The sequence below is a fragment of the Vagococcus sp. WN89Y genome (assembly GCF_052220145.1).
Lineage (GTDB): Bacteria > Pseudomonadota > Gammaproteobacteria > Enterobacterales > Enterobacteriaceae > Kosakonia.
The window spans coordinates 221341-240900 of record NZ_JBQPOM010000028.1 but is presented as its reverse complement, the minus strand read 5'-3'; the positions used below and the strand labels follow the sequence as shown (position 1 = coordinate 240900).

Below are 19560 nucleotides of genomic sequence, written 5' to 3'. Positions count from 1 at the left end.
TAAGTCTTATGAAACTCGCGATATACAGCACAAAGCAATACGATAAAAAGTATATGCAGCAGGTAAACGAGAAATATGGCTACGATCTTGAATTTTTCGACTTCCTGTTAACGGAAAAAACAGCGAAAACCGCTAACGGCTGTGACGGCGTTTGCATTTTTGTGAATGATGACGGCAGCCGCCCGGTGCTCGAAGAGCTGAAAAAGCATGGCGTGACATTTATCGCGTTACGCTGCGCGGGCTTTAATAACGTCGATCTGGATGCGGCAAAAGAACTAGGGCTGCATGTGGTGCGCGTTCCGGCCTACTCTCCCGAAGCGGTCGCGGAACACGCCATCGGAATGATGATGACGCTGAACCGTCGCATTCATCGTGCTTATCAACGCACCCGCGATGCGAACTTCTCCCTTGAAGGACTGACCGGTTTTACCATGTACGGCAAAACCGCCGGGGTGATTGGCACCGGGAAAATCGGCGTCGCTGCGCTGCGCATCCTGAAAGGTTTTGGCATGCACCTGCTGGCTTTCGATCCTTATCCCAGCGAGGCGGCGCTGGAGCTTGGCGTGGAATATGTCGACCTTGATACCCTTTTCTCCCGCTCGGATGTTATCTCGCTGCATTGCCCCCTGACGGCGGAAAATTTTCATCTGCTCAACCGCGCGGCGTTCGACAAGATGAAAGATGGCGTGATGATCATTAATACCAGCCGCGGCGCATTAATTGACTCGCAGGCGGCTATTGATGCGCTGAAGACACAAAAAATCGGTTCGCTCGGTATGGATGTGTATGAAAACGAACGCGATCTGTTCTTTGAAGACAAATCGAACGACGTTATCCAGGATGATGTATTCCGTCGCCTGTCAGCGTGCCATAACGTGCTGTTTACCGGGCATCAGGCCTTTTTAACCGCCGAAGCTCTGACCAGCATTTCGCAAACAACGCTTGAGAATTTACGCCAGCTACGTGACGGAGAAACCTGCCCGAACGCGCTGGTCTGATATTGCGCTCCCTGCCAGCAGGCGGGAGCGGTTTAAGACAATGCCCGATGACACGCTGGCATTGCCTGTTAAAATCCGCGCTATTAACGGAATTTCCCTTAGAGGACGAGATGAAGAAGATTGTGACTTTAGTTGCGTTAAGTGTTTTGCTTTCCGGCTGCGTCAGTTCACGCAGCACGACCATCAAAGCGGATCAGCTGGCCGACCAGCGTTTTGTGCTGGAAACCGTCAACGGCAAAGCCGTGCAGACTGCTGAGCAGGCGCCTGAGATAAGCTTTGATAAAGACTTGCGGGTATCCGGCAAAATGTGCAACCGCTTTATGGGCCAGGGTAAGCTCTCTGATGGCGCCCTGACCGTGAAGCACATGGGTATGACCATGATGCTGTGCGCTGAGCCGCAGCTTAATGAGCTGGATCACACCATCAATGACATGCTGTCTCAGGGTGCCCAGGTTGACCTGACCGGCGAGCAGCTGACGCTGACGACGGCGAGCCAGACCCTGCTCTTCAAGCGCGCAGCGAAAACTCAGTAACTGCCGCAACTCCCGGTGGCAAGCGACTGTTCACTGCAGCGTTTGCCATTGGGTAACGCACACATCCCGACCATTGAACCATCAAGCTGCCGGGCAACCGACAACGCGCCGCCTATCATGGCGCAATTCGCCTGCCCACTGTTGGACATCGCGGCCTTTAAACCTGGCGCCACATGCGCGGCGGTCGCCTGTTGAACGGGTTCATTACTGCATGCCGACAGCAATAACGCGGCACATCCTACCCAAAAAGTTGCTCGCATTTCTTTCCCCTCAGTTTTTTTAAAGCCAAAGCATAATAGGCACAGCGAAGCAAGACGTCGAGTTCTGAAATGCGCATTTTTCGTACTCATTAACATTTTTTTGCATTTTCATGCAATTATTTGCCCGCCGACAATGCGCGCATTAGCTCACCAGTAAACTGAGCCTTACCTTCGGCAAAGAGTAAAGCACCCATAGCCGCCGGGTATAAAAGCACCGACATGCTCTTTTCTCCCCGTCACCTTTTTAATCACCTGCCCTGTGCTGTCGCTTGTCACCGCCATGCAATAACAGCACTTATCGTTTTAAACCTGGATCAATTTGTGCACTCAAAGCCGCGAGATCTTCAGGGAGATACAGGAAAGTCTTATACTGAAAAGATAATTACAGGGCGCAGCGTTGTGACAGGCGTCTCATTTTTTTAGCAATGTAAGGGTGTCTTATGCAAACTATTGACGGTAATGGTGCCGTTGCCTCCGTGGCATTTCGCACCAGTGAAGTTATCGCCATATACCCGATTACCCCCAGTTCAACGATGGCTGAGCAGGCGGATGCCTGGGCTGGTAACGGTGTAAAAAATGTGTGGGGCGATACGCCGCGTGTTGTCGAAATGCAATCGGAAGCGGGCGCAATTGCCGCCGTGCATGGCGCCTTACAAACCGGCGCGCTCTCCACCTCATTTACCTCATCGCAGGGTTTGCTGCTGATGATCCCGACTTTGTACAAACTGGCCGGTCAGTTGACGCCGTTTGTGCTGCATGTGGCTGCGCGCACCGTTGCTACCCACGCATTATCGATTTTTGGCGACCACTCGGATGTGATGGCGGTGCGCCAGACCGGCTGCGCCATGCTTGCGGCCAGCAGCGTGCAGGAAGCGCAGGACTTTGCGCTGATTTCACATATTGCCACGCTGAAAAGCCGCGTACCGTTTATTCATTTCTTTGATGGTTTTCGCACATCACACGAAATCAACAAAATCGTGCCGCTCTCCGATGACACCATCCGCAGCCTGATGCCGCAGGAGGAGATTGACGCGCATCGCGCCCGCGCGCTGAACCCGGAGCACCCTGTTATTCGCGGCACCTCCGCCAACCCGGATACCTATTTTCAGTCCCGCGAGGCCACTAACCCGTGGTACAACGCGGTCTACGCTCATGTAGAACAGGCGATGGATGATTTCGCCGCCGCAACAGGCCGCCGGTACAAACCGTTTGAGTATTACGGCCATCCGCAGGCTGAGCGGGTCATTGTCCTGATGGGGTCCGCCATCGGAACGTGCGAAGAAGTCGTTGATGCCTTGCTGACCCGTGGTGAAAAAGTCGGGGTGCTGAAAGTGCGCCTCTATCGCCCGTTTAGCGCAGCACATTTGCTGGCAGCGTTACCGCAAAGCGCGCGCACCGTGGCGGTGCTGGATCGCACCAAAGAGCCAGGCGCCCAGGCGGAACCGCTCTATCTGGATGTGATGACTGCGCTGGCAGAGGCCTTTAACAGTGGCGAGCGGGAAATTCTGCCACGGGTTATTGGTGGCCGTTATGGTTTGTCATCAAAAGAGTTCGGCCCGGAGTGTGTACTGGCGGTCTTTAACGAGCTGCAAGCGGATAAACCAAAAGCACGTTTTACCGTCGGGATTTACGATGATGTAACGCATCTTTCGCTGCCGCTCCCGGAAAATACCCTGCCCTCGCACGCGAAGCTTGAAGCGCTGTTTTACGGTCTGGGCAGTGACGGCAGCGTTTCGGCCACCAAAAACAATATCAAGATAATCGGTAATTCCACGCCGTGGTACGCCCAGGGTTACTTTGTCTATGACTCCAAAAAAGCCGGTGGTTTAACAGTATCGCACCTGCGCGTAAGCGAACAGCCCATCCGCTCAGCCTACCTTGTTTCCCAGGCCGACTTCGTGGGTTGCCATCAGTTGCAGTTTATCGATAAATACCCGATGGCGGAACGCCTGAAACCTGGCGGAATTTTCCTGCTTAATACGCCCTATAGCGCTGACGAAGTCTGGTCGCGGCTGCCGCAGGAAGTTCAGGCGGTGCTGAATCAAAAACACGCCCGCTTGTATGTTATCAATGCCGCCAAAATTGCCCGTGAATGCGGGCTCGCCGCGCGTATTAATACCGTCATGCAGATGGCTTTTTTCCATTTAACCCATATTTTACCGGGCGACAGCGCGCTGGTTGAGCTGCAAGGCGCGATAGCTAAAAGCTACAGCAGCAAAGGCCAGGAGCTGGTTGAGCGCAACTGGCAAGCGCTGGCGCTGGCGCGGGAATCGTTGTTTGAAGTGCCGCTGCAAGCCGTCAACCCGGACAGCGCCCACCGACCGCCGGTGGTGGCCGATGCTGCTCCGGATTTTGTCAAAACTGTCACCGCAGCTATGCTGGCCGGGCTGGGCGATGCGCTGCCGGTTTCTGCTCTGCCGCCAGACGGCACCTGGCCTGTCGGCACGACGCGCTGGGAAAAACGCAACATCGCCGAAGCGATACCTATCTGGAAAGAAGAGCTGTGTACTCAGTGTAACCACTGCGTGGCGGCCTGCCCGCACTCGGCAATCCGCGCGAAAGTCGTGCCTGTGCAAGCAATGGAAAACGCCCCTGCCAGCCTGCACTCGCTGGATGTGAAATCCCGTGATATGCGCGGGCAGAAGTATGTTTTGCAGGTTGCGCCGGAAGACTGCACCGGATGCAACTTGTGTGTCGAAGTATGCCCGGCGAAAGATCGGCAGAACCCGGATATCAAGGCCATCAATATGATGTCGCGCCTTGAACATGTGGAAGAAGAGAAAGTGAACTATGACTTCTTCCTTGATCTGCCGGAAATCGATCGCAGCAGCCTTGAGCGCATCGATATTCGTACCTCGCAGCTGATTACCCCGCTGTTTGAATACTCCGGGGCCTGTTCCGGCTGCGGCGAAACGCCTTATATAAAATTACTCACCCAGCTGTACGGCGATCGCATGATGATTGCCAACGCGACCGGCTGCTCGTCTATTTATGGCGGCAACCTGCCCTCTACGCCTTATACAACGGATGCTAACGGGCGCGGCCCGGCCTGGGCAAACTCGCTGTTTGAAGATAACGCAGAGTTCGGCCTGGGCTTTCGTTTAAGCGTCGATCAACATCGCCAGCGGGTGATGCGTCTGGTCGAACAGTTTGCCGACCATATGCCTTCCGCACTGTATGACGCGCTACATGCGCAGGCCACGCCGGAGGTTCGCCGCGAACAGGTCGCTCAGTTGCGCGACGCGCTGAAGGATGTTGCGGATGCGAAACCGCTGGTGACTGAGGCCGATGCGCTGGTTGAGAAATCCATCTGGCTGATTGGCGGGGATGGCTGGGCCTATGATATCGGCTTTGGCGGCCTTGACCATGTGATGAGCCTGACCGAGAACGTGAATATCCTGGTGCTTGATACTCAGTGCTATTCCAACACCGGTGGCCAGGCATCCAAAGCGACGCCGCTGGGTGCGGTGACCAAGTTTGGCGAGCACGGCAAGCGCAAAGCGCGCAAAGACCTGGGCGTCAGTATGATGATGTACGGTCATGTTTATGTGGCGCAGATTTCGCTCGGTGCGCAGCTGAACCAGACGGTGAAAGCTATCCAGGAAGCAGAAGCCTACCCGGGGCCGTCACTGATTATTGCTTACAGCCCGTGCGAGGAACATGGTTACGACCTGGCGCTGAGCCATGACCAGATGCGCCAGCTCACGGCAACCGGCTTCTGGCCGCTGTACCGCTACGATCCGCGCCGGGAAGCCGAGGGGAAAATCCCGCTGGCGCTCGACTCGCGCCCGCCTTCGGATGCACTGGCAGAAACGTTGCTTAATGAGCAACGCTTCCGCCGCCTTAACGCGCAGCAGCCGGAAGTTGCGGAGCAGTTGTGGAAAGATGCGGCCGCCGATTTGCAAAAACGGTACGACTTCCTGGCGCGGCTTGCCGGAAAAAGCGAAACCAATACGGCCAGTTAAACCAAAAACGAATACTACCGGCATTCGCGAGTGGTATTCGTTATGCTTTTTTCCTGTGAGACGCTCTGCGTAGTGTCTGATACTCTGCTGTCAGGCCAGAATACAAGGAGCGTCATCATGCAATATCATCCTGTAAAATCCTCCCGTATCGCTTCGCTGGGGTATGACAAACGCAGCAGTACGCTGGAGGTGCGTTTTCATAACAGGTGTATTTATCAATATCAGGGCGTGCCGGAACGGATCTTTAACGTATTTCTTACCGTTGTGTCGAAAGGCCGTTTTTATGATGGTGTCATCAAAGGAAAATACCCGGAAAGAAAAATAGCGTCCTGAGTAGGTGAGGGTTAAGAATTTATTTGCCGTAAGTTGCAGATCCCAAATAGTGAATATTTTCGGCGTCGACTGGCCCTTTTACCTGCACCACTTTTACCTTCGGGTAATATTCTTCGACAGCGAAATGTGCATATAACATAGCTTCGCTATCCGCCATGACAAATTCCTCTTTAGTCAACGTTGCTAACGCGTTTATCAGGATTGCTTTATCCATTATACTATCAAAATTAAAGGACTCCCCTTTTTTGATATATAATTTATAAAAATGATATTCACCGGGAATATTCTCGTGGTCAATCATCGCGATAAACTTCCTGCAATCTTCAAACGTACTTGATGCAAAGACCGTTCTGTTGCCGAATAAACGAATTTCCCCTGGTATGGCGTTGGCGCTTCCGGCGAAACCGCTACGCGCTATCACCTCCGGCGGGCGGGTATCTGCACGGTAAAATGTGGTATTTTCAACGGAATGAATATTGCTCAGCAAGAAGTTTTGCGCACTCGCTTTCGAGCGATAAAGAGACAGCGGCATATATGATGGGGCATGACTAGTGGTAATTTTTGGCATTTAATTTCCTTATCGGTGTATAGGAATGATTATTCTTAATTTTGGCAAGACAATTTCCGCATTGGTGATTGGGAATGATTATTCTTAATTTATTGCGAAAAATACTTTACTACTCGCGAAACAAAAACATATAAAAATTCATTTCAGAATTATCTTTCGCGCAACGAGATTTATTATTTGCGTAACCCTCTGGCAAGTTTAAAAAAATAAAAATAGCGTTTTCATTGCGTCATCATTCCGTTTTCCCACTGCTATACTTAAGTCGAGAATTAACTCGCCGTGAATTAACACAATGGAGGAATAAAAATGAACTTGCAAAAAGTTTTAATGTTTATCCTGTTAAGTGTTTCACTAAATGTATCCGCCGGTCTTGAGCAGTGCGAGTCTAACGGTGATTTAGACTGGGAATGCGCCTGCGCTATTTTATGCCAGGCCGGAGAAGGCGGCTTGCTGTGTAATTGCGACATCGTCCCTTAATTCATTAGCAAATTAAATCAGTCCGGTACCGCGCCGGACTGATTTCTACTGACCTGCTCGTCCTGCCTAATCGGCTCTCTTCTCGCGTGATAAATTTATTCCTGACGGGCAGATAAACAAAAATAGCTGTCAGTTTCGTCCCTGCCATACCCGATATAGAGACCAAAATCTGTACTACCCTTTGCAGGGTGTCGGTACAATATCGTGCTGCGTTGTAAAACGTACTGGCATTCGTCGCTGTAATCCGTACCATACGCGGCATACGTTTGTCTGCTGGCCGAGGCTGGCAGAGTTAACCCGTCACAGATAACGAGCGGGAATGAATGCGCGCGGCGCGCTTGCATGCCAGCCTGGTGTCCGGAACAGTAAATAATGTCTGATAATCAACAAGTTTCAAAAAAAGAGCAGTACAACCTCAACAAATTACAGAAGCGCCTGCGTCGTAACGTGGGTGAAGCGATTGCTGACTTCAATATGATTGAAGAAGGCGATCGCATTATGGTGTGCCTGTCCGGGGGGAAAGACAGCTATACGATGCTGGAGATCCTGCGTAATCTGCAACAGAGCGCGCCGGTTAACTTTTCTCTGATCGCGGTCAACCTCGACCAGAAGCAGCCGGGGTTTCCGGAACATATTTTACCGCAGTACCTTGAGTCGCTCGGCGTGGAGTACAAAATCGTCGAAGAGAACACTTACGGTATTGTGAAAGAGAAGATCCCGGAAGGGAAAACGACCTGCTCGCTCTGCTCACGCCTGCGTCGGGGTATTCTCTATCGCACCGCAACGGAGCTGGGCGCGACGAAAATTGCGCTCGGTCATCACCGCGACGACATTCTGCAAACCCTGTTTTTGAATATGTTTTACGGCGGGAAAATGAAAGGGATGCCGCCAAAACTGATGAGCGATGACGGCAAGCACATCGTGATCCGCCCGCTCGCCTATTGCCGCGAGAAAGATATCGAACGTTTTTCCGAGGCGAAAGGCTTTCCGATTATTCCTTGTAATCTTTGCGGCTCGCAGCCAAACCTGCAACGCCAGGTGATTGCCGATATGTTGCGCGACTGGGACAAGCGTTACCCGGGGCGGATTGAAACGATGTTTAGCGCGATGCAAAACGTTGTGCCGTCACACCTGAGCGATATCAATCTGTTTGACTTCAAAGGGATCAAGCACGGTTCGGAAGTGGTCAACGGCGGAGATCTGGCCTTCGATCGCGAAGAGATCCCTCTGCAACCCGCGGGCTGGCAGCCGGAAGAAGACGATGCGCAACTGGATGAATTGCGCCTTAACGTTATCGAAGTGAAATAAGCGTTCGCCTCTCTGCCCGTCTGCAGAGAGGCTTTCCTGCTATTTTAGCAAGCGCACTCGGCAGCTCTTGCCTTTAATCTTTCCGTTCTGCAACTGCTTCCAGGCCTGGCGCGCCACGCTCTGGCGCACGGCAACGTAAACATGCGCCGGGTGCACGGTGATTTTACCAATATCGCTCCCTGCCAGCCCCATATCACCGGTCAGCGCTCCCAGCACATCACCGGCACGCATTTTGGCTTTCTTACCGCCATCAATGCAAAGCGTTGCCATCTCTGCTTCCAGCGGCAAAACTTTCACATTCACCGGCGGGTTCAGCCAGTTCAGCTTCAGTTGCAGCATATCTGCCAGAATATTCGCGCGCTGCGCTTCTTCCGGTGCGCAAAAGCTTATGGCCAGGCCGCTGTTTCCGGCGCGCGCTGTGCGGCCAATACGGTGCACGTGAACTTCCGGGTCCCACGCCAGCTCGTAGTTAACCACCATCTCCAGCGCTTTAATATCCAGGCCACGTGCCGCGACGTCGGTTGCTACGAGTACGCGGGCGCTACCATTGGCAAAACGCACCAGCATTTGATCGCGCTCGCGCTGTTCCAGGTCGCCATGCAGGGCAAGTGCCTCCTGCCCTGCGGCATTCAGCGCATCGCACACCGCCTGACAATCCTTTTTGGTATTGCAAAACACAACGCAGGATGCAGGGCGATGTTGACTGAGCAGCTTTTGCAACAGCGTGATTTTGCCCGCGCGGGGCACGTCGAAAAACTGCTGTTCGATGGCCGGTAATTCATCAACGGTGTCGATTTCGATGGTATGCGGGTCGCGCTGCACACGACCGCTTATCGCGGCAATCGCCTCCGGCCAAGTGGCAGAGAACAGCAACGTCTGGCGGGAATCTGGGGCAAAGCTAATCACCGCATCAATCGCGTCGCTAAAACCCATATCCAGCATACGGTCGGCTTCGTCCATCACCAGCGTTTGCAGATCCTCTAAAGATACGGTGCTTTTTTGTAAATGCTCCAGCAGACGTCCAGGCGTGGCGACAATAATATGCGGCGCGTGCTGTAGCGAATCACGCTGAGCACCGAACGGCTGCCCACCGCAGAGCGTCAGCACTTTGATATTCGGCATAAAACGCGCCAGGCGGCGCAATTCATTAGCGACCTGATCCGCCAGCTCGCGGGTCGGGCACAGGATGAGCGACTGCGTGCAGAAACGGCTGCTATCAATATGCTGCAGCAGCCCTAAACCAAATGCCGCTGTTTTACCGCTACCGGTTTTTGCCTGCACGCGAACATCTTTTCCGGCAAGTATTGCAGGCAGTGCGGCGGCCTGCACCGGGGTCATGGTGAGATAGCCCAGATCCTTAAGGTTTTCAATCTGGGCTTCGGGCAGGGCTTGCAATGTTGAGAAAACGGTCACTGTTAATTCTTCCGATAATATGGCTGACGTTCAGCAGGCGCGTATCCTCTCAGATCTGCCCGCTCAACGCGACAATTTAATCGGTTCTTCGTCCGGCGGCGGGTCCGGCTGCGGTTGCGGACCAGGGATAGGGTCAGGAATGGGCACCGGGTCGATGGGGATCGGCTCAGCCGGAATGGAATCAACAGGGTCAAACAATGCGGAATCAAACATGTTTACCTCCTCAATGGCTGTTTTACTCTTTAAAGGTAGAAGCTTATGAGAAAGAGGCAAAAAAAAGCCGACTCATCAAGTCGGCGTCGTACGAATCAATTGTGCTATGCAGTAATTCAAAAAAGGAAGTAAGACAATATGGAGCGCAACGCCCATCGCTTGACGTTGCATTCACCTGCGAGACGAATATTGCCCTGAATAGGTACTTCGTTTATTGACCTGCCTCAATTTATGTGGTGTTTTTATGTTCAATTTTTGTTAAAAACGTTAATTTTTACAGCCAGTTACTGCGCCGCAACCACCAGGTTACACCACCGATAAGAACGACCAACATGATACAAAAGAGAGAGAAGCCCAGGTGCCAGCCGCCACCGGGGATGCCGCCGAGGTTGACACCAAACAGGCCGGTCAAAAATGTGCTGGGCAAAAAGACCATCGCCATCAGCGACATGGTGTAGGTTCTGCGCGCCAGCGACTCCTGCATCACCTGCGTGATTTCATCGGTCATCACCGCCGTGCGGGCAATACAGGAGTCGATTTCATCCAGCCCGCGCCCGAGCCTGTCGGCAATATCCTGCATCCGTCTGCGCTGGTCATCAGTCATCCAGGGCAATCTTTCGCTGGCAAGACGGGCAAACACATCGCGCTGCGGCGCCATATAGCGGCGCATAACGATAAGCTGTTTACGCAGCAGCGCCAGAGTGCCGCGCGGGGGGATTTGCTGATCGAGCAGGTTGTCTTCCAGATCGATAATCTTGTCATGCAATGATTCGATAAATTCGCTGGCGTGATCGGTCAGCGCATCGCACACATCCACCAGCCAGCTCCCGCTATCGACCGGGCCGCTGCCCTCTTCCAGTTCGCTGACCACATCATCAAGCGCCAGTACCTTGCGCTGCCGGGTGGTGACAATCATGCGCTCATTCATATATAAGCGCACCGCTACCAGTTGATCCGGGCGCTCATCGGTGCTGCCGTTGATACAGCGTAACGTAATGAATGTCCCCTCACCCAGGCGGCTGACGCGCGGGCGCAGGCTCTCGCCTGCAAGGGCGTTACGCACGCTATTGGGCAATACGGGCGTGGAGGACAACCACTGCGCGCTCTCCTGATTTGCATAGTTAAGATGCACCCAGCAAGGTGTTTGTTGCGTGATAACATCACTGTCTTCCAGCGGCTTGACGCCCCCTTTACCATCCAGAAGCCACGCAAATACCGCGTCCGGTACATTGACGTCCGTTCCTTTAATTGCTTCCACAGCGCCTCCACAATCTGTTTTTCTCCTGGTCAGTCTAGCTGTATAGAAGCGTTAATCAATCATCGCGCTGAATTGGTTAAAAAAAAGGCCCGTTTCCGGGCCTGAAAAATTCGAAGAAGAGGATCAAAACGAGTGCCAGTAATTCTCCTGATTGCGCAAACCGGGGCGCGGCGCACGTTCGCGCACTCTGCCTGGTTGCCCTTCCGCCAGCGGCCCTCTGGCAACACTCCTTTCTGCCAGGCGAAACTTGATGGTACGTTTTTGCAACTCTTCAACCTGATGCTTCAGGATATCTGAAGAGCCAGCCAGTTCATCTACCGTCGTCACGTTGCTCTGGGTCACTTTCTCCAGCTCTGCCAGCGCGAGCGTTATCTGTGAGATCCCTTTCTCTTGCTGCAGGGTGGCAACGGCGATTTCATCCATTAATTTACTCATTACGCTGGCGCCCGAAACGATATCGTGCATGTTTTGCTCCGCTTCGCTAACCACCGTCGCGCCCTGATTCACATTGTCGGTGGTGACGGCTATCAGCGTTTTGATATTTTTAGCCGCTTCCGCGCTGCGATGCGCAAGGTTTCTCACCTCTCCGGCAACCACAGAAAACCCTTTGCCGTGCTCGCCTGCGCGCGCTGCTTCTACCGCTGCGTTGAGTGCAAGAATGTTGGTCTGAAAAGCGATGCCATCAATGATTGAGATAATCTCAGTCATCTTGTTCGCACACTCGGTGATGGACACCATGTTCTGCGCCACCTGCCCCATTAAATCGCCACCTTTACGCGCACAGACGGTGGCATCGCTGGCTCGGCTACTGGCCAGGCGTGTATTGTCGGCATTGTTTTTCGTACTTGCCGCCATCTGTTCCATGCTCGATGCGGTCTGTACCAGCGCAGCAGATTGCTCTTCGGTTTTGAGCGACAGGTCAGCGCTACGTTCGGCCAGCTGTGCGGAGAGGTCAAGCGCGGTATCTGAAGATGCGCGGATCTCGCGCACCAGCGTGGCGATACTGCCTGATAAACTGTTAATACCCGGGATCAAACGCCCAGCACAGTTGTTACCAAACTCCGGGATAACGATGGATAAATTTCCCGCAGTGACATCTTCAATACTTTTTTTCACCGTGTTGATAGGCGTCACTAAATAGTGAGTCATATATAACCAGAGCAGCCCCAGCGAGATAACACAAACAATCGCCGTCGAGGCAATCAACACATTATTTTGCGAAAGTACGCTAACCATACCTTGCAAAATAATAAAGGTGATTAACAGGAAAAAAGTAATAAATGTACGAACGCTTGTATTTCTAAACATAAAGACACCAACAGCAGGCAGGAATATCCTGAAGTTTATAGCATCCGAAATACATTTTTACACGGCTAAAATCACAGACAAAAATATTTATCGTTAAACGCTGTTGATTTACATTAGGTCAGATGATAAGTGCTGATATGGCGCATAAAACCAGTGCTTATCGCTATTTTCTGCTGAAAAAAGTTATATCTTGCATTTAATATATCATATAAAGAAAGCAGAGTAATCTTTCCGGACGTTAATACCCTGTTTTTAATAAAATGCACTTAAGTATAACTTAAGTATTCAGGCTTTTTTTAACTAACCCGACAGAATCGTTTATTTCTTCGTTGATCAAAAAGCCTGTGATATATTCTATTTCCGCCTGTTAATTAAATAATCGTAGCAACAAAAGAAAAACCACAATATATTATGCATTGCTCAATTAACAGGCATTTTTTAGCCATTTAACAATGCTGATCGGTAATATATCCGCAAACAGAGCAAAAAAAACGCCCGTGATTAACGGGCGTGGGAGTCAGTAGTGATGCGCCGGGTTAATGGATACCCAGCCGCCAGGCAAAATCGATCTCTTCTTTCAGCTCAGCGTGTGAAAGCGTCAACAAATCAGCAAACTCCAGCCTGAGTTGTCGGAATTTTTTTAAGTACTCGGCAGGCGTCAGCTCACTCTTATCACGACGCAGAAATTCGATTGCCAGTTGAGTCGGGTCTAAGTCACGCTCCATAACATCCTCTTCGCTGATTAAAACATCACCATAATAACACAAAAAACTGGTTAGTTTTTGACCATTCGCAGAAAAGCGGGCTTTTTTGTTAGCATCGTGATCGATGAAGTTACAGAAACCGCGACGACGCCGGAAAAAATGTTGCATGGGCAAATGAGACGTATTACCTTTTTCCTTGCTGAGTAGTTGAGTGAATCAGTCAACTATTTGGTATGACATTGCTCACATTGCTTCCAGTATTTATGCCCGCTCACGCAGCGGGCTTTTTTTGCTTTATGAACAAGCCGTTGAGGAGCGTCTCCTCAATTCCTCCATTGTCTCTGCACATTCCTTAAGTAAAATTCTCCCACTCCTGCTGAGACAGGAACTATCCCGTAATCAATGAGTTGCCCCTTACTACCCGTGTGGTAAGGGGATTTTTTGCGTTCTATTCAATGCTTAAGCAAATACATGGTGCGGGTATAGGCCACATCTTCCGGGTTATTAATGGGGTAACCTTTTAACCACGGTTTGATCAGGCGTCCGTTCGTGTACTGATAAATAGGCGCTATCGGCGCTTTCTCGGCAATAATATGCTCCGCTTCGTTATAATCAGCGTTACGCGCTTTTGCACTGGTTTCAAGCGTGGCCTGATTAATCACTTTGTCGTATGCATCATCCTTAAACCGCGCAATATTTCCGCTATGCGAGGAGCCAAGCAAGGACAGGAAAGTGGACGGTTCATTGTAATCCCCTACCCATGACGCGCGGATCACATCAAAATTGCCGCTGTTTCGGCTGTCGATATACGTTTTCCATTCCTGATTTTGCAGCTTAACGTCCACGCCAAGATTTTTCTTCCACATGGATGCCACGGCGATAGCGATTTTTTGATGGTTTTCCGACGTGTTGTACAACAAGGTCAGTTTGAGCGGGCGCTGCGGACCGTATCCTGCCGCCTGCAGCAGTGTTTTCGCCTGCGCATTCAGCTCTGCCTGGCTCATCTGTTCCATTTGCGAAGGCTGCGGTTCAAAACCTGCGGTAACGTCCGGCGTAAAACGCCATGCGGGTTTCTCCCCGGTGCCCAGCACTTTTTCGGCGATCACGCGACGATCGATGGTCATGCTGAGTGCCTGACGTACACGCGTATCCGCCGTTGGCCCTTTTTGCGTATTGAACGCGTAGTAATAGGTTCCCAGCTGGGGCGGTGTGTACACCTGGCCCGGAATATCTTTCAGTAACTTTTGATAGAGGTTTTTCGGGAAGGATTCAGTGATATCAATATTATTTGCCAGATAACGTTTGGTTGCGGCCGACTCCTGATTGATTGGCACAAACGTGACCTTGTTAATAACCGTTTTGCCATTGTCCCAGTAGTGCTTATTACGTTCCAGAACCAGTTTTTCATTCACTACTCGCCCGGTCAGAACATACGCCCCGTTACCGACGAGGTTGCCTGGCCGCGTCCACAGATCGCCGCTTTCGGCATTTTTCTGCGAAACCGGATAGAACGCAAAACTGGCCGCCAGACTCGGGAACCACGGCAACGGTTTGTCCAGCTGCACGCGCAGCGTACGGGCATCGACCGCACTGACGCCAAGTTTTTCCGGCGCGAGTTTGCCATCCACGATTTGCTGCGCATTGGTTATCCCTGCGAGTGCGGCAAAATTTGCGAAAGGTGACGTGGTTTTCGGCGACACCAGGCGCTGCCAGCTGTACACGAAATCCTGTGCCGTCACCGGGCTGCCATCAGACCATTTTGCGTTATCACGCAGGCTAAATGTCCACACACGGTTATCGCTGCTCTGCCATTTCGTCGCCACACCCGGCACAATTTCACCCTTCTCGTTCTGGTTGACCAGCCCTTCGAAGAGATCGCGGATCACCTGAATTTCCGGTAAACCCACGGCTTTGGCCGGATCTAAGGTTGCCGGTTCATCTTTAATATGACGGACAAGCTCCTGTTTTTCAGCCAGCGCGGTTCCCGGCGGCACTTCTGCGGCAAACGCAGCAGAGGAGACTCCGCACAGCCAAAGCGCGCAGCAAAGGCGTGACACTCGACGTTCCATAGGTTTCCCTCAAGAAATAAATATTTTGCATAATTCTGCGTTAATTATTTGTTTTGCATGCAAGGAATGCAAACACCGGCTGGTGGAAAATTGACGTGCATGGCATGATTTGTGACGCCCTGCTTTACTTACTACAAACAACAAATAAGGAAGCATATGCCTTTCTCACGTCCACGCGCGCAACGGGGCGCATTTTCTGCCGCTTATGAAGAGTTTGGCCGTTCAGCACTGGGCGCGCCGCTGCTCTGGTTTCCGGCAACAAACGCCACGCGCGACAGTGGCCTGGTGCTGGCGGGCACACATGGCGATGAGAACGCCTCTGTCGTCACCCTTTCCTGCGCGCTGCGCACACTGACCGCTTCGCTGCGTCGCCACCACGTCGTGCTGGCGTTAAATCCGGACGGTTGCCAGCTTGGTTTACGCGCGAATGCCAACGGAGTCGATCTCAACCGAAACTTTCCCGCCGCAAACTGGAAATCAGGCGACTCGGTGTATCGCTGGAACAGTGCCGCAACCGCACGCGATGTGGTGCTGCAAACCGGTGACGCGCCGGGTTCAGAACCAGAAACCCAGGCGCTGTGTCAGTTGATCCATCGTATTCGCCCGGCCTGGGTGGTCAGTTTTCACGATCCGCTCGCCTGCGTGGAAGACCCGCGTGAAAGCGAGCTTGGGCAGTGGTTGGCAGACGCGTTTTTGCTACCGCGGGTGAAAAGTGTCGGCTATGAGACGCCAGGCTCTTTTGGCAGCTGGTGCGCAGATCTCGACCTGCACTGTATTACCGTCGAGTTTCCGCCCATATCCGCTGATGAAGCGAGCGAAAAATACCTTGCGGCGATGACCGACCTGCTGCGTCGTGACACTCAAAGGTGAAGCGTACCGCTGGTAAACTGTAAAGGCGGCTCGACATCAACAGCAAGCCAGGTCGGGCCATCAAGATCGGCAAATCGGGCGCTGTTAACCAACGGCAGCGCCGCCGCAATCCCCCGCGATGTGCAGATCATACAGCCCAGCATCACCTCAAAGCCTTGCTCACGGGCGTCCTGCGCCAGCGCGAGCGCCTCCGTCAACCCGCCGGTTTTATCCAGCTTGATATTGACCATTTCGTAGCGCCCACGCAGTGTGGCAAGATCGGCCCGCGTGTGGCAGCTCTCATCGGCACAAATCGGCAGCGGATGGATAAAGTTTTCCAGCCCTTCATCTGCGCTTGCCGGCAAAGGCTGTTCCAGCATCACAACGCCTAAATCCGCCAGCAGCTGGCAGCGCGCGGCCAGTCCTTCGATATGCCATGATTCGTTGGCATCGACAATCAGTGTCGCATCCGGCACGGCGCTGCGAATAGCGACCAGACGCTCGCTAATCAGATGGTCGTCGAGTTTCACTTTCAACAACCTTGCCCCGCTGGCATAAAGCGCTGCGGCGCTGAGCGCCATTTGTTCCGGTGTGCCAATCACCAGCGTTTGCGCTGTTGTTACGGTTTCCGGTAACGTCACCCCGACATAGTGCGCCAGCGTCATGCCAACTTTACGGGCGGCCAGATCCCACAATGCGCTGTCCACCGCATTGCGCGCTGCGCCTGCCGGTAGCAAGGTTTGTAGCGTTTCGCGGGAGAGACGGTTTTCCAGTTGCGGCGCGACAGTCATTATCTGCGCGATGACGGATGCTTCGCTTTCGCCATAGCGCGGGTACGGCGTGCACTCCCCCACGCCTTTGATGCCGTCTTCTTCCAGCTCAACGACCACGACCCGCGCTTCGTTACGCGAGCCACGCGCGATGACAAACGGCGTGTGCAGCGGCCAGGTTTCCTCATAGACTTTGACGCTTCGCATGCTTTTCTCCTCTGCCGCGTTGTTACCAGTATAGATTCGAAAATTGTTTTGCCGCTTTAAAGCTGAATGGCATACACTAGCGGCGACGTTAACTATATGTAAACAGGAAGATATACATGTCACAACTCGTTCATTTCCAGGGCAACCCGGTCGCCGTCGCAGGCACGATTGCACAGGTTGGCAGCAAAGCTAAGCCGTTCACGCTGGTCGCCAAAGATCTCTCTGACGTCACGCTGGCGCAGTTCGCAGGCAAACGTAAAGTACTGAACATTTTTCCAAGCGTTGATACCGGCGTTTGCGCTGCATCCGTGCGCAAATTTAACCAGCTGGCAACCGAACTGAATAACACGGTCGTGCTGTGTATCTCTGCGGACCTGCCGTTTGCCCAGTCGCGCTTTTGCGGTGCAGAAGGTCTGAGCAATGTGATTACGCTTTCCACGCTGCGCAACGCTGATTTTCTGGAAAACTACGGCGTCGCGATTGCAGACGGCGCGCTGAAAGGGTTAGCCGCCCGTGCAGTGGTCGTAATTGATGAAAACGACAACGTTGTATTCGGTGAGCTGGTGAATGAAATCACTAACGAGCCGGATTACACTGCCGCGCTGGACGCGCTGAAAGGCTAAGCCTCCTACGAAAAGCCTCCATGTCGGAGGCTTTTTGCACTATTCCTCACCTTTTCGCTGACTCAACCCGTATTCACGCAATTTATTTGCAATCGCCGTGTGCGACACGCCCAGGCGTTTCGCCAGCTTGCGCGTGCTGGGATAGCTGCGATAAAGCTGCGTCAGCACCGAACGCTCAAAACGGCTGGTGATATCATCCAGCGATCCTTGCATCGCGTCTTCGCCAACCGGCAGCGTTGCGGCGTCATAATCCGGCAACTGGATATCCTGCGCCCGCAGCTCGTAACCTTCCAGCTGAGTCAATGCGCGATAGATTGCGTTTTTAAGCTGACGCACGTTACCTGGCCAGCTATAGCGGCTCAACAACTGATGAACGTCATGGGTCAGTTTCGGGCGCGGTATGCCCTGCTCATCAGCAAAGCGGGCGACAAAAAGTTCGGTCAGGGGAATAATATCTTGCGGGCGTTCACGTAGCGGAGGAAGGTTCAGCGTCAGCACATTCAGGCGATAATAGAGATCTTCACGAAATAGCCCTTTTTGCACCAGCTCCACCAGATTGCGCTGCGTTGCGCAAATCACGCGCACATCGACATGCACTTCACTGTCTTCACCGACGCGGCGAAACGTCCCGTCGTTAAGAAAACGTAGCAGTTTAACCTGCATACGCGGCGACATTTCACCGATTTCATCCAGCAAAACCGAGCCGCCATTGGCCTGCTCGAAAAACCCTTTTTTCCCTTCCGGCGCATGTCCAAAAAGTTCGCTTTCGACGGATTCTTCCGGAATAGATGCGCAGTTCAGCGCAAGGTAAGGTTTTGCCGCACGAGGGCTGGCAAGGTGGCAGGCATGTGCCAGCAGATCTTTGCCGGTACCGGTATCGCCGGTGATCAGCAGCGGAGCCGTCAGGGTTGCCAGTTTACGCGCCTGCTCAAGCAGATGGCGCATTTTCGGGCTTACGGCAACAATCTGGCTAAAGGCGCTGACATCCTGCTGGCTGAGGTTCTGCAATTGCCGCCCCATACGCACGGTTGAGCGCAACATAACCACTGCGCCGGTCAGCATCGGTTCGCCGGTTTCGCCTTCAATATGCACCGGAGTGATTTCCATCAGGAAATCCTGCCCGTTAATGACGACGTGCTCATTGTGTGAATTTTGCGGGTTGCTCTCCAGCCAGCGCTGGAAATTAAAACCCGTGATAAGCTGCAACGCCTGGCTGTTACGTAACTTTTCCACGCTCTGGGCGAAAAGCTGGCAGCTTGCCGGGTTCGCCAGCTCGATTTTGCTCTTCATATCCAGCGACAGCACAGGTTCCGGAAGCGCTTCAAGCAGCGCACTCATTGCCCGGTGCTCGCGCTCGGATGGCATCCACAGCACGGTGCGGACGTCAGTAACGCCAGGGATACGCCGGATTTCAGCCATCAAATTGCTGAATGTGTCGAACTCCAGCGCGGCAAAATTAAGGTAAATCCGCCCGATGGGGTCAATCTCGATGCCGCGTAAATCGATACTGCGTAAGACCAGGAGATCGAGTAATTCGCGAGTCAGACCAAGCCGGTCTTCACAAAAAACTTCAAGACGCATGGGATTATCAACCTTATTCATCCACGTAATACAAGGATAATAAGCCACTTCAGCGCTGGCAGGAAGATGTCTGTCAACAAATATTGACAGCATGGCGGAAAAACAGGCGCTGCGGCGTAAAGT

18 protein-coding genes are annotated in these 19560 nt (G+C 52.7%); 8 read left to right on the top strand and 10 right to left on the bottom strand.

The annotated features are described in order from the left end of the window. The first annotated feature begins 8 nt into the window (after positions 1-8). Together ACTU3N_RS09775 and hslJ are read left to right on the top strand one after the other, a co-directional pair. On the top strand, positions 9-998 hold the full coding sequence (locus ACTU3N_RS09775) for a 2-hydroxyacid dehydrogenase (protein ID WP_443085930.1): 990 nt from the start codon (positions 9-11) through the stop codon (positions 996-998). Between the two features lie 110 nt (positions 999-1108). After that, positions 1109-1531, top strand: a complete 423-nt coding sequence (hslJ, locus tag ACTU3N_RS09770; protein WP_443085929.1) for a heat shock protein HslJ — start codon at positions 1109-1111, stop codon at positions 1529-1531. On the opposite strand, the gene ACTU3N_RS09765 is transcribed toward hslJ, so the two are convergent. Next, positions 1525-1791, bottom strand: a complete 267-nt coding sequence (locus tag ACTU3N_RS09765) for a putative hemolysin (RefSeq protein WP_443085928.1) — start codon at positions 1789-1791, stop codon at positions 1525-1527. The genes hslJ and ACTU3N_RS09765 overlap by 7 nt on opposite strands. Before the next feature lie 440 nt (positions 1792-2231). Here ACTU3N_RS09765 and nifJ point away from each other — a divergent pair, with 440 nt between their 5' ends. Further along, positions 2232-5756 carry a pyruvate:ferredoxin (flavodoxin) oxidoreductase gene (gene nifJ, locus ACTU3N_RS09760; protein ID WP_443085927.1) on the top strand — a complete coding sequence of 1175 codons (3525 nt, stop codon included), beginning with the start codon at positions 2232-2234 and terminating at the stop codon, positions 5754-5756. A 117-nt stretch (positions 5757-5873) separates the two neighbouring features. Then, positions 5874-6089 (top strand): KTSC domain-containing protein, encoded by a 216-nt coding sequence (locus ACTU3N_RS09755; RefSeq protein ID WP_443085926.1) that lies wholly within the window; start codon positions 5874-5876, stop codon positions 6087-6089. A 19-nt stretch (positions 6090-6108) separates the two neighbouring features. Here the strand turns inward: ACTU3N_RS09755 and ACTU3N_RS09750 are convergent, their stop codons facing one another. Beyond that, on the bottom strand, positions 6109-6657 hold the full coding sequence (locus ACTU3N_RS09750; RefSeq protein ID WP_443085925.1) for a hypothetical protein: 549 nt from the start codon (positions 6655-6657) through the stop codon (positions 6109-6111). Between the two features lie 306 nt (positions 6658-6963). On the opposite strand from ACTU3N_RS09750, the gene ACTU3N_RS09745 reads away from it, so the two are divergent. Next, positions 6964-7134, top strand: coding sequence for a hypothetical protein (locus ACTU3N_RS09745; RefSeq protein WP_443085924.1), 171 nt, complete (start codon positions 6964-6966; stop codon positions 7132-7134). 372 nt (positions 7135-7506) lie between these two features. Continuing rightward, complete coding sequence (gene ttcA, locus ACTU3N_RS09740) at positions 7507-8442, top strand: tRNA 2-thiocytidine(32) synthetase TtcA (RefSeq protein ID WP_443085923.1); 936 nt, start codon at positions 7507-7509, stop codon at positions 8440-8442. A 39-nt stretch (positions 8443-8481) separates the two neighbouring features. On the opposite strand, the gene dbpA is transcribed toward ttcA, so the two are convergent. The 6 genes from dbpA to ACTU3N_RS09710 all read right to left on the bottom strand — a co-directional run bounded on the left by dbpA (position 8482) and on the right by ACTU3N_RS09710 (position 15407). Beyond that, positions 8482-9855, bottom strand: coding sequence for an ATP-dependent RNA helicase DbpA (gene dbpA / locus ACTU3N_RS09735; RefSeq protein WP_443085922.1), 1374 nt, complete (start codon positions 9853-9855; stop codon positions 8482-8484). 63 nt (positions 9856-9918) lie between these two features. Beyond that, entirely contained in the window at positions 9919-10068 is a 150-nt protein-coding gene (ynaL, locus tag ACTU3N_RS09730) for a proline-rich small protein YnaL (protein WP_443085921.1), read from the bottom strand. A 274-nt stretch (positions 10069-10342) separates the two neighbouring features. Further along, entirely contained in the window at positions 10343-11326 is a 984-nt protein-coding gene (zntB, locus tag ACTU3N_RS09725) for a zinc transporter ZntB (protein ID WP_443085920.1), read from the bottom strand. Between the two features lie 123 nt (positions 11327-11449). Further along, complete coding sequence (locus ACTU3N_RS09720; protein ID WP_443085919.1) at positions 11450-12634, bottom strand: methyl-accepting chemotaxis protein; 1185 nt, start codon at positions 12632-12634, stop codon at positions 11450-11452. Between the two features lie 536 nt (positions 12635-13170). After that, positions 13171-13359 (bottom strand): YdiH family protein, encoded by a 189-nt coding sequence (locus ACTU3N_RS09715; protein ID WP_443085918.1) that lies wholly within the window; start codon positions 13357-13359, stop codon positions 13171-13173. 431 nt (positions 13360-13790) lie between these two features. Beyond that, positions 13791-15407: a peptide ABC transporter substrate-binding protein gene (locus ACTU3N_RS09710; RefSeq protein WP_443085917.1), complete on the bottom strand. Its 1617-nt coding sequence runs from the start codon at positions 15405-15407 to the stop codon at positions 13791-13793. A 156-nt stretch (positions 15408-15563) separates the two neighbouring features. On the opposite strand from ACTU3N_RS09710, the gene mpaA reads away from it, so the two are divergent. After that, on the top strand, positions 15564-16277 hold the full coding sequence (gene mpaA, locus ACTU3N_RS09705; RefSeq protein ID WP_443085916.1) for a murein tripeptide amidase MpaA: 714 nt from the start codon (positions 15564-15566) through the stop codon (positions 16275-16277). On the opposite strand, the gene ycjG is transcribed toward mpaA, so the two are convergent. Next, complete coding sequence (gene ycjG / locus ACTU3N_RS09700) at positions 16268-17233, bottom strand: L-Ala-D/L-Glu epimerase (protein ID WP_443085915.1); 966 nt, start codon at positions 17231-17233, stop codon at positions 16268-16270. The two genes, mpaA and ycjG, sit on opposite strands and share 10 nt — an antisense overlap. Positions 17234-17349: 116 nt before the next feature. Between ycjG and tpx the strand changes: the two genes are divergently transcribed. Continuing rightward, positions 17350-17856: a thiol peroxidase gene (tpx, locus tag ACTU3N_RS09695; protein ID WP_443085914.1), complete on the top strand. Its 507-nt coding sequence runs from the start codon at positions 17350-17352 to the stop codon at positions 17854-17856. A gap of 39 nt (positions 17857-17895) precedes the next feature. Here tpx and tyrR read toward each other — a convergent pair whose 3' ends face one another. Further along, complete coding sequence (gene tyrR / locus ACTU3N_RS09690) at positions 17896-19437, bottom strand: transcriptional regulator TyrR (protein WP_443085913.1); 1542 nt, start codon at positions 19435-19437, stop codon at positions 17896-17898. Positions 19438-19560: the final 123 nt, after the last annotated feature.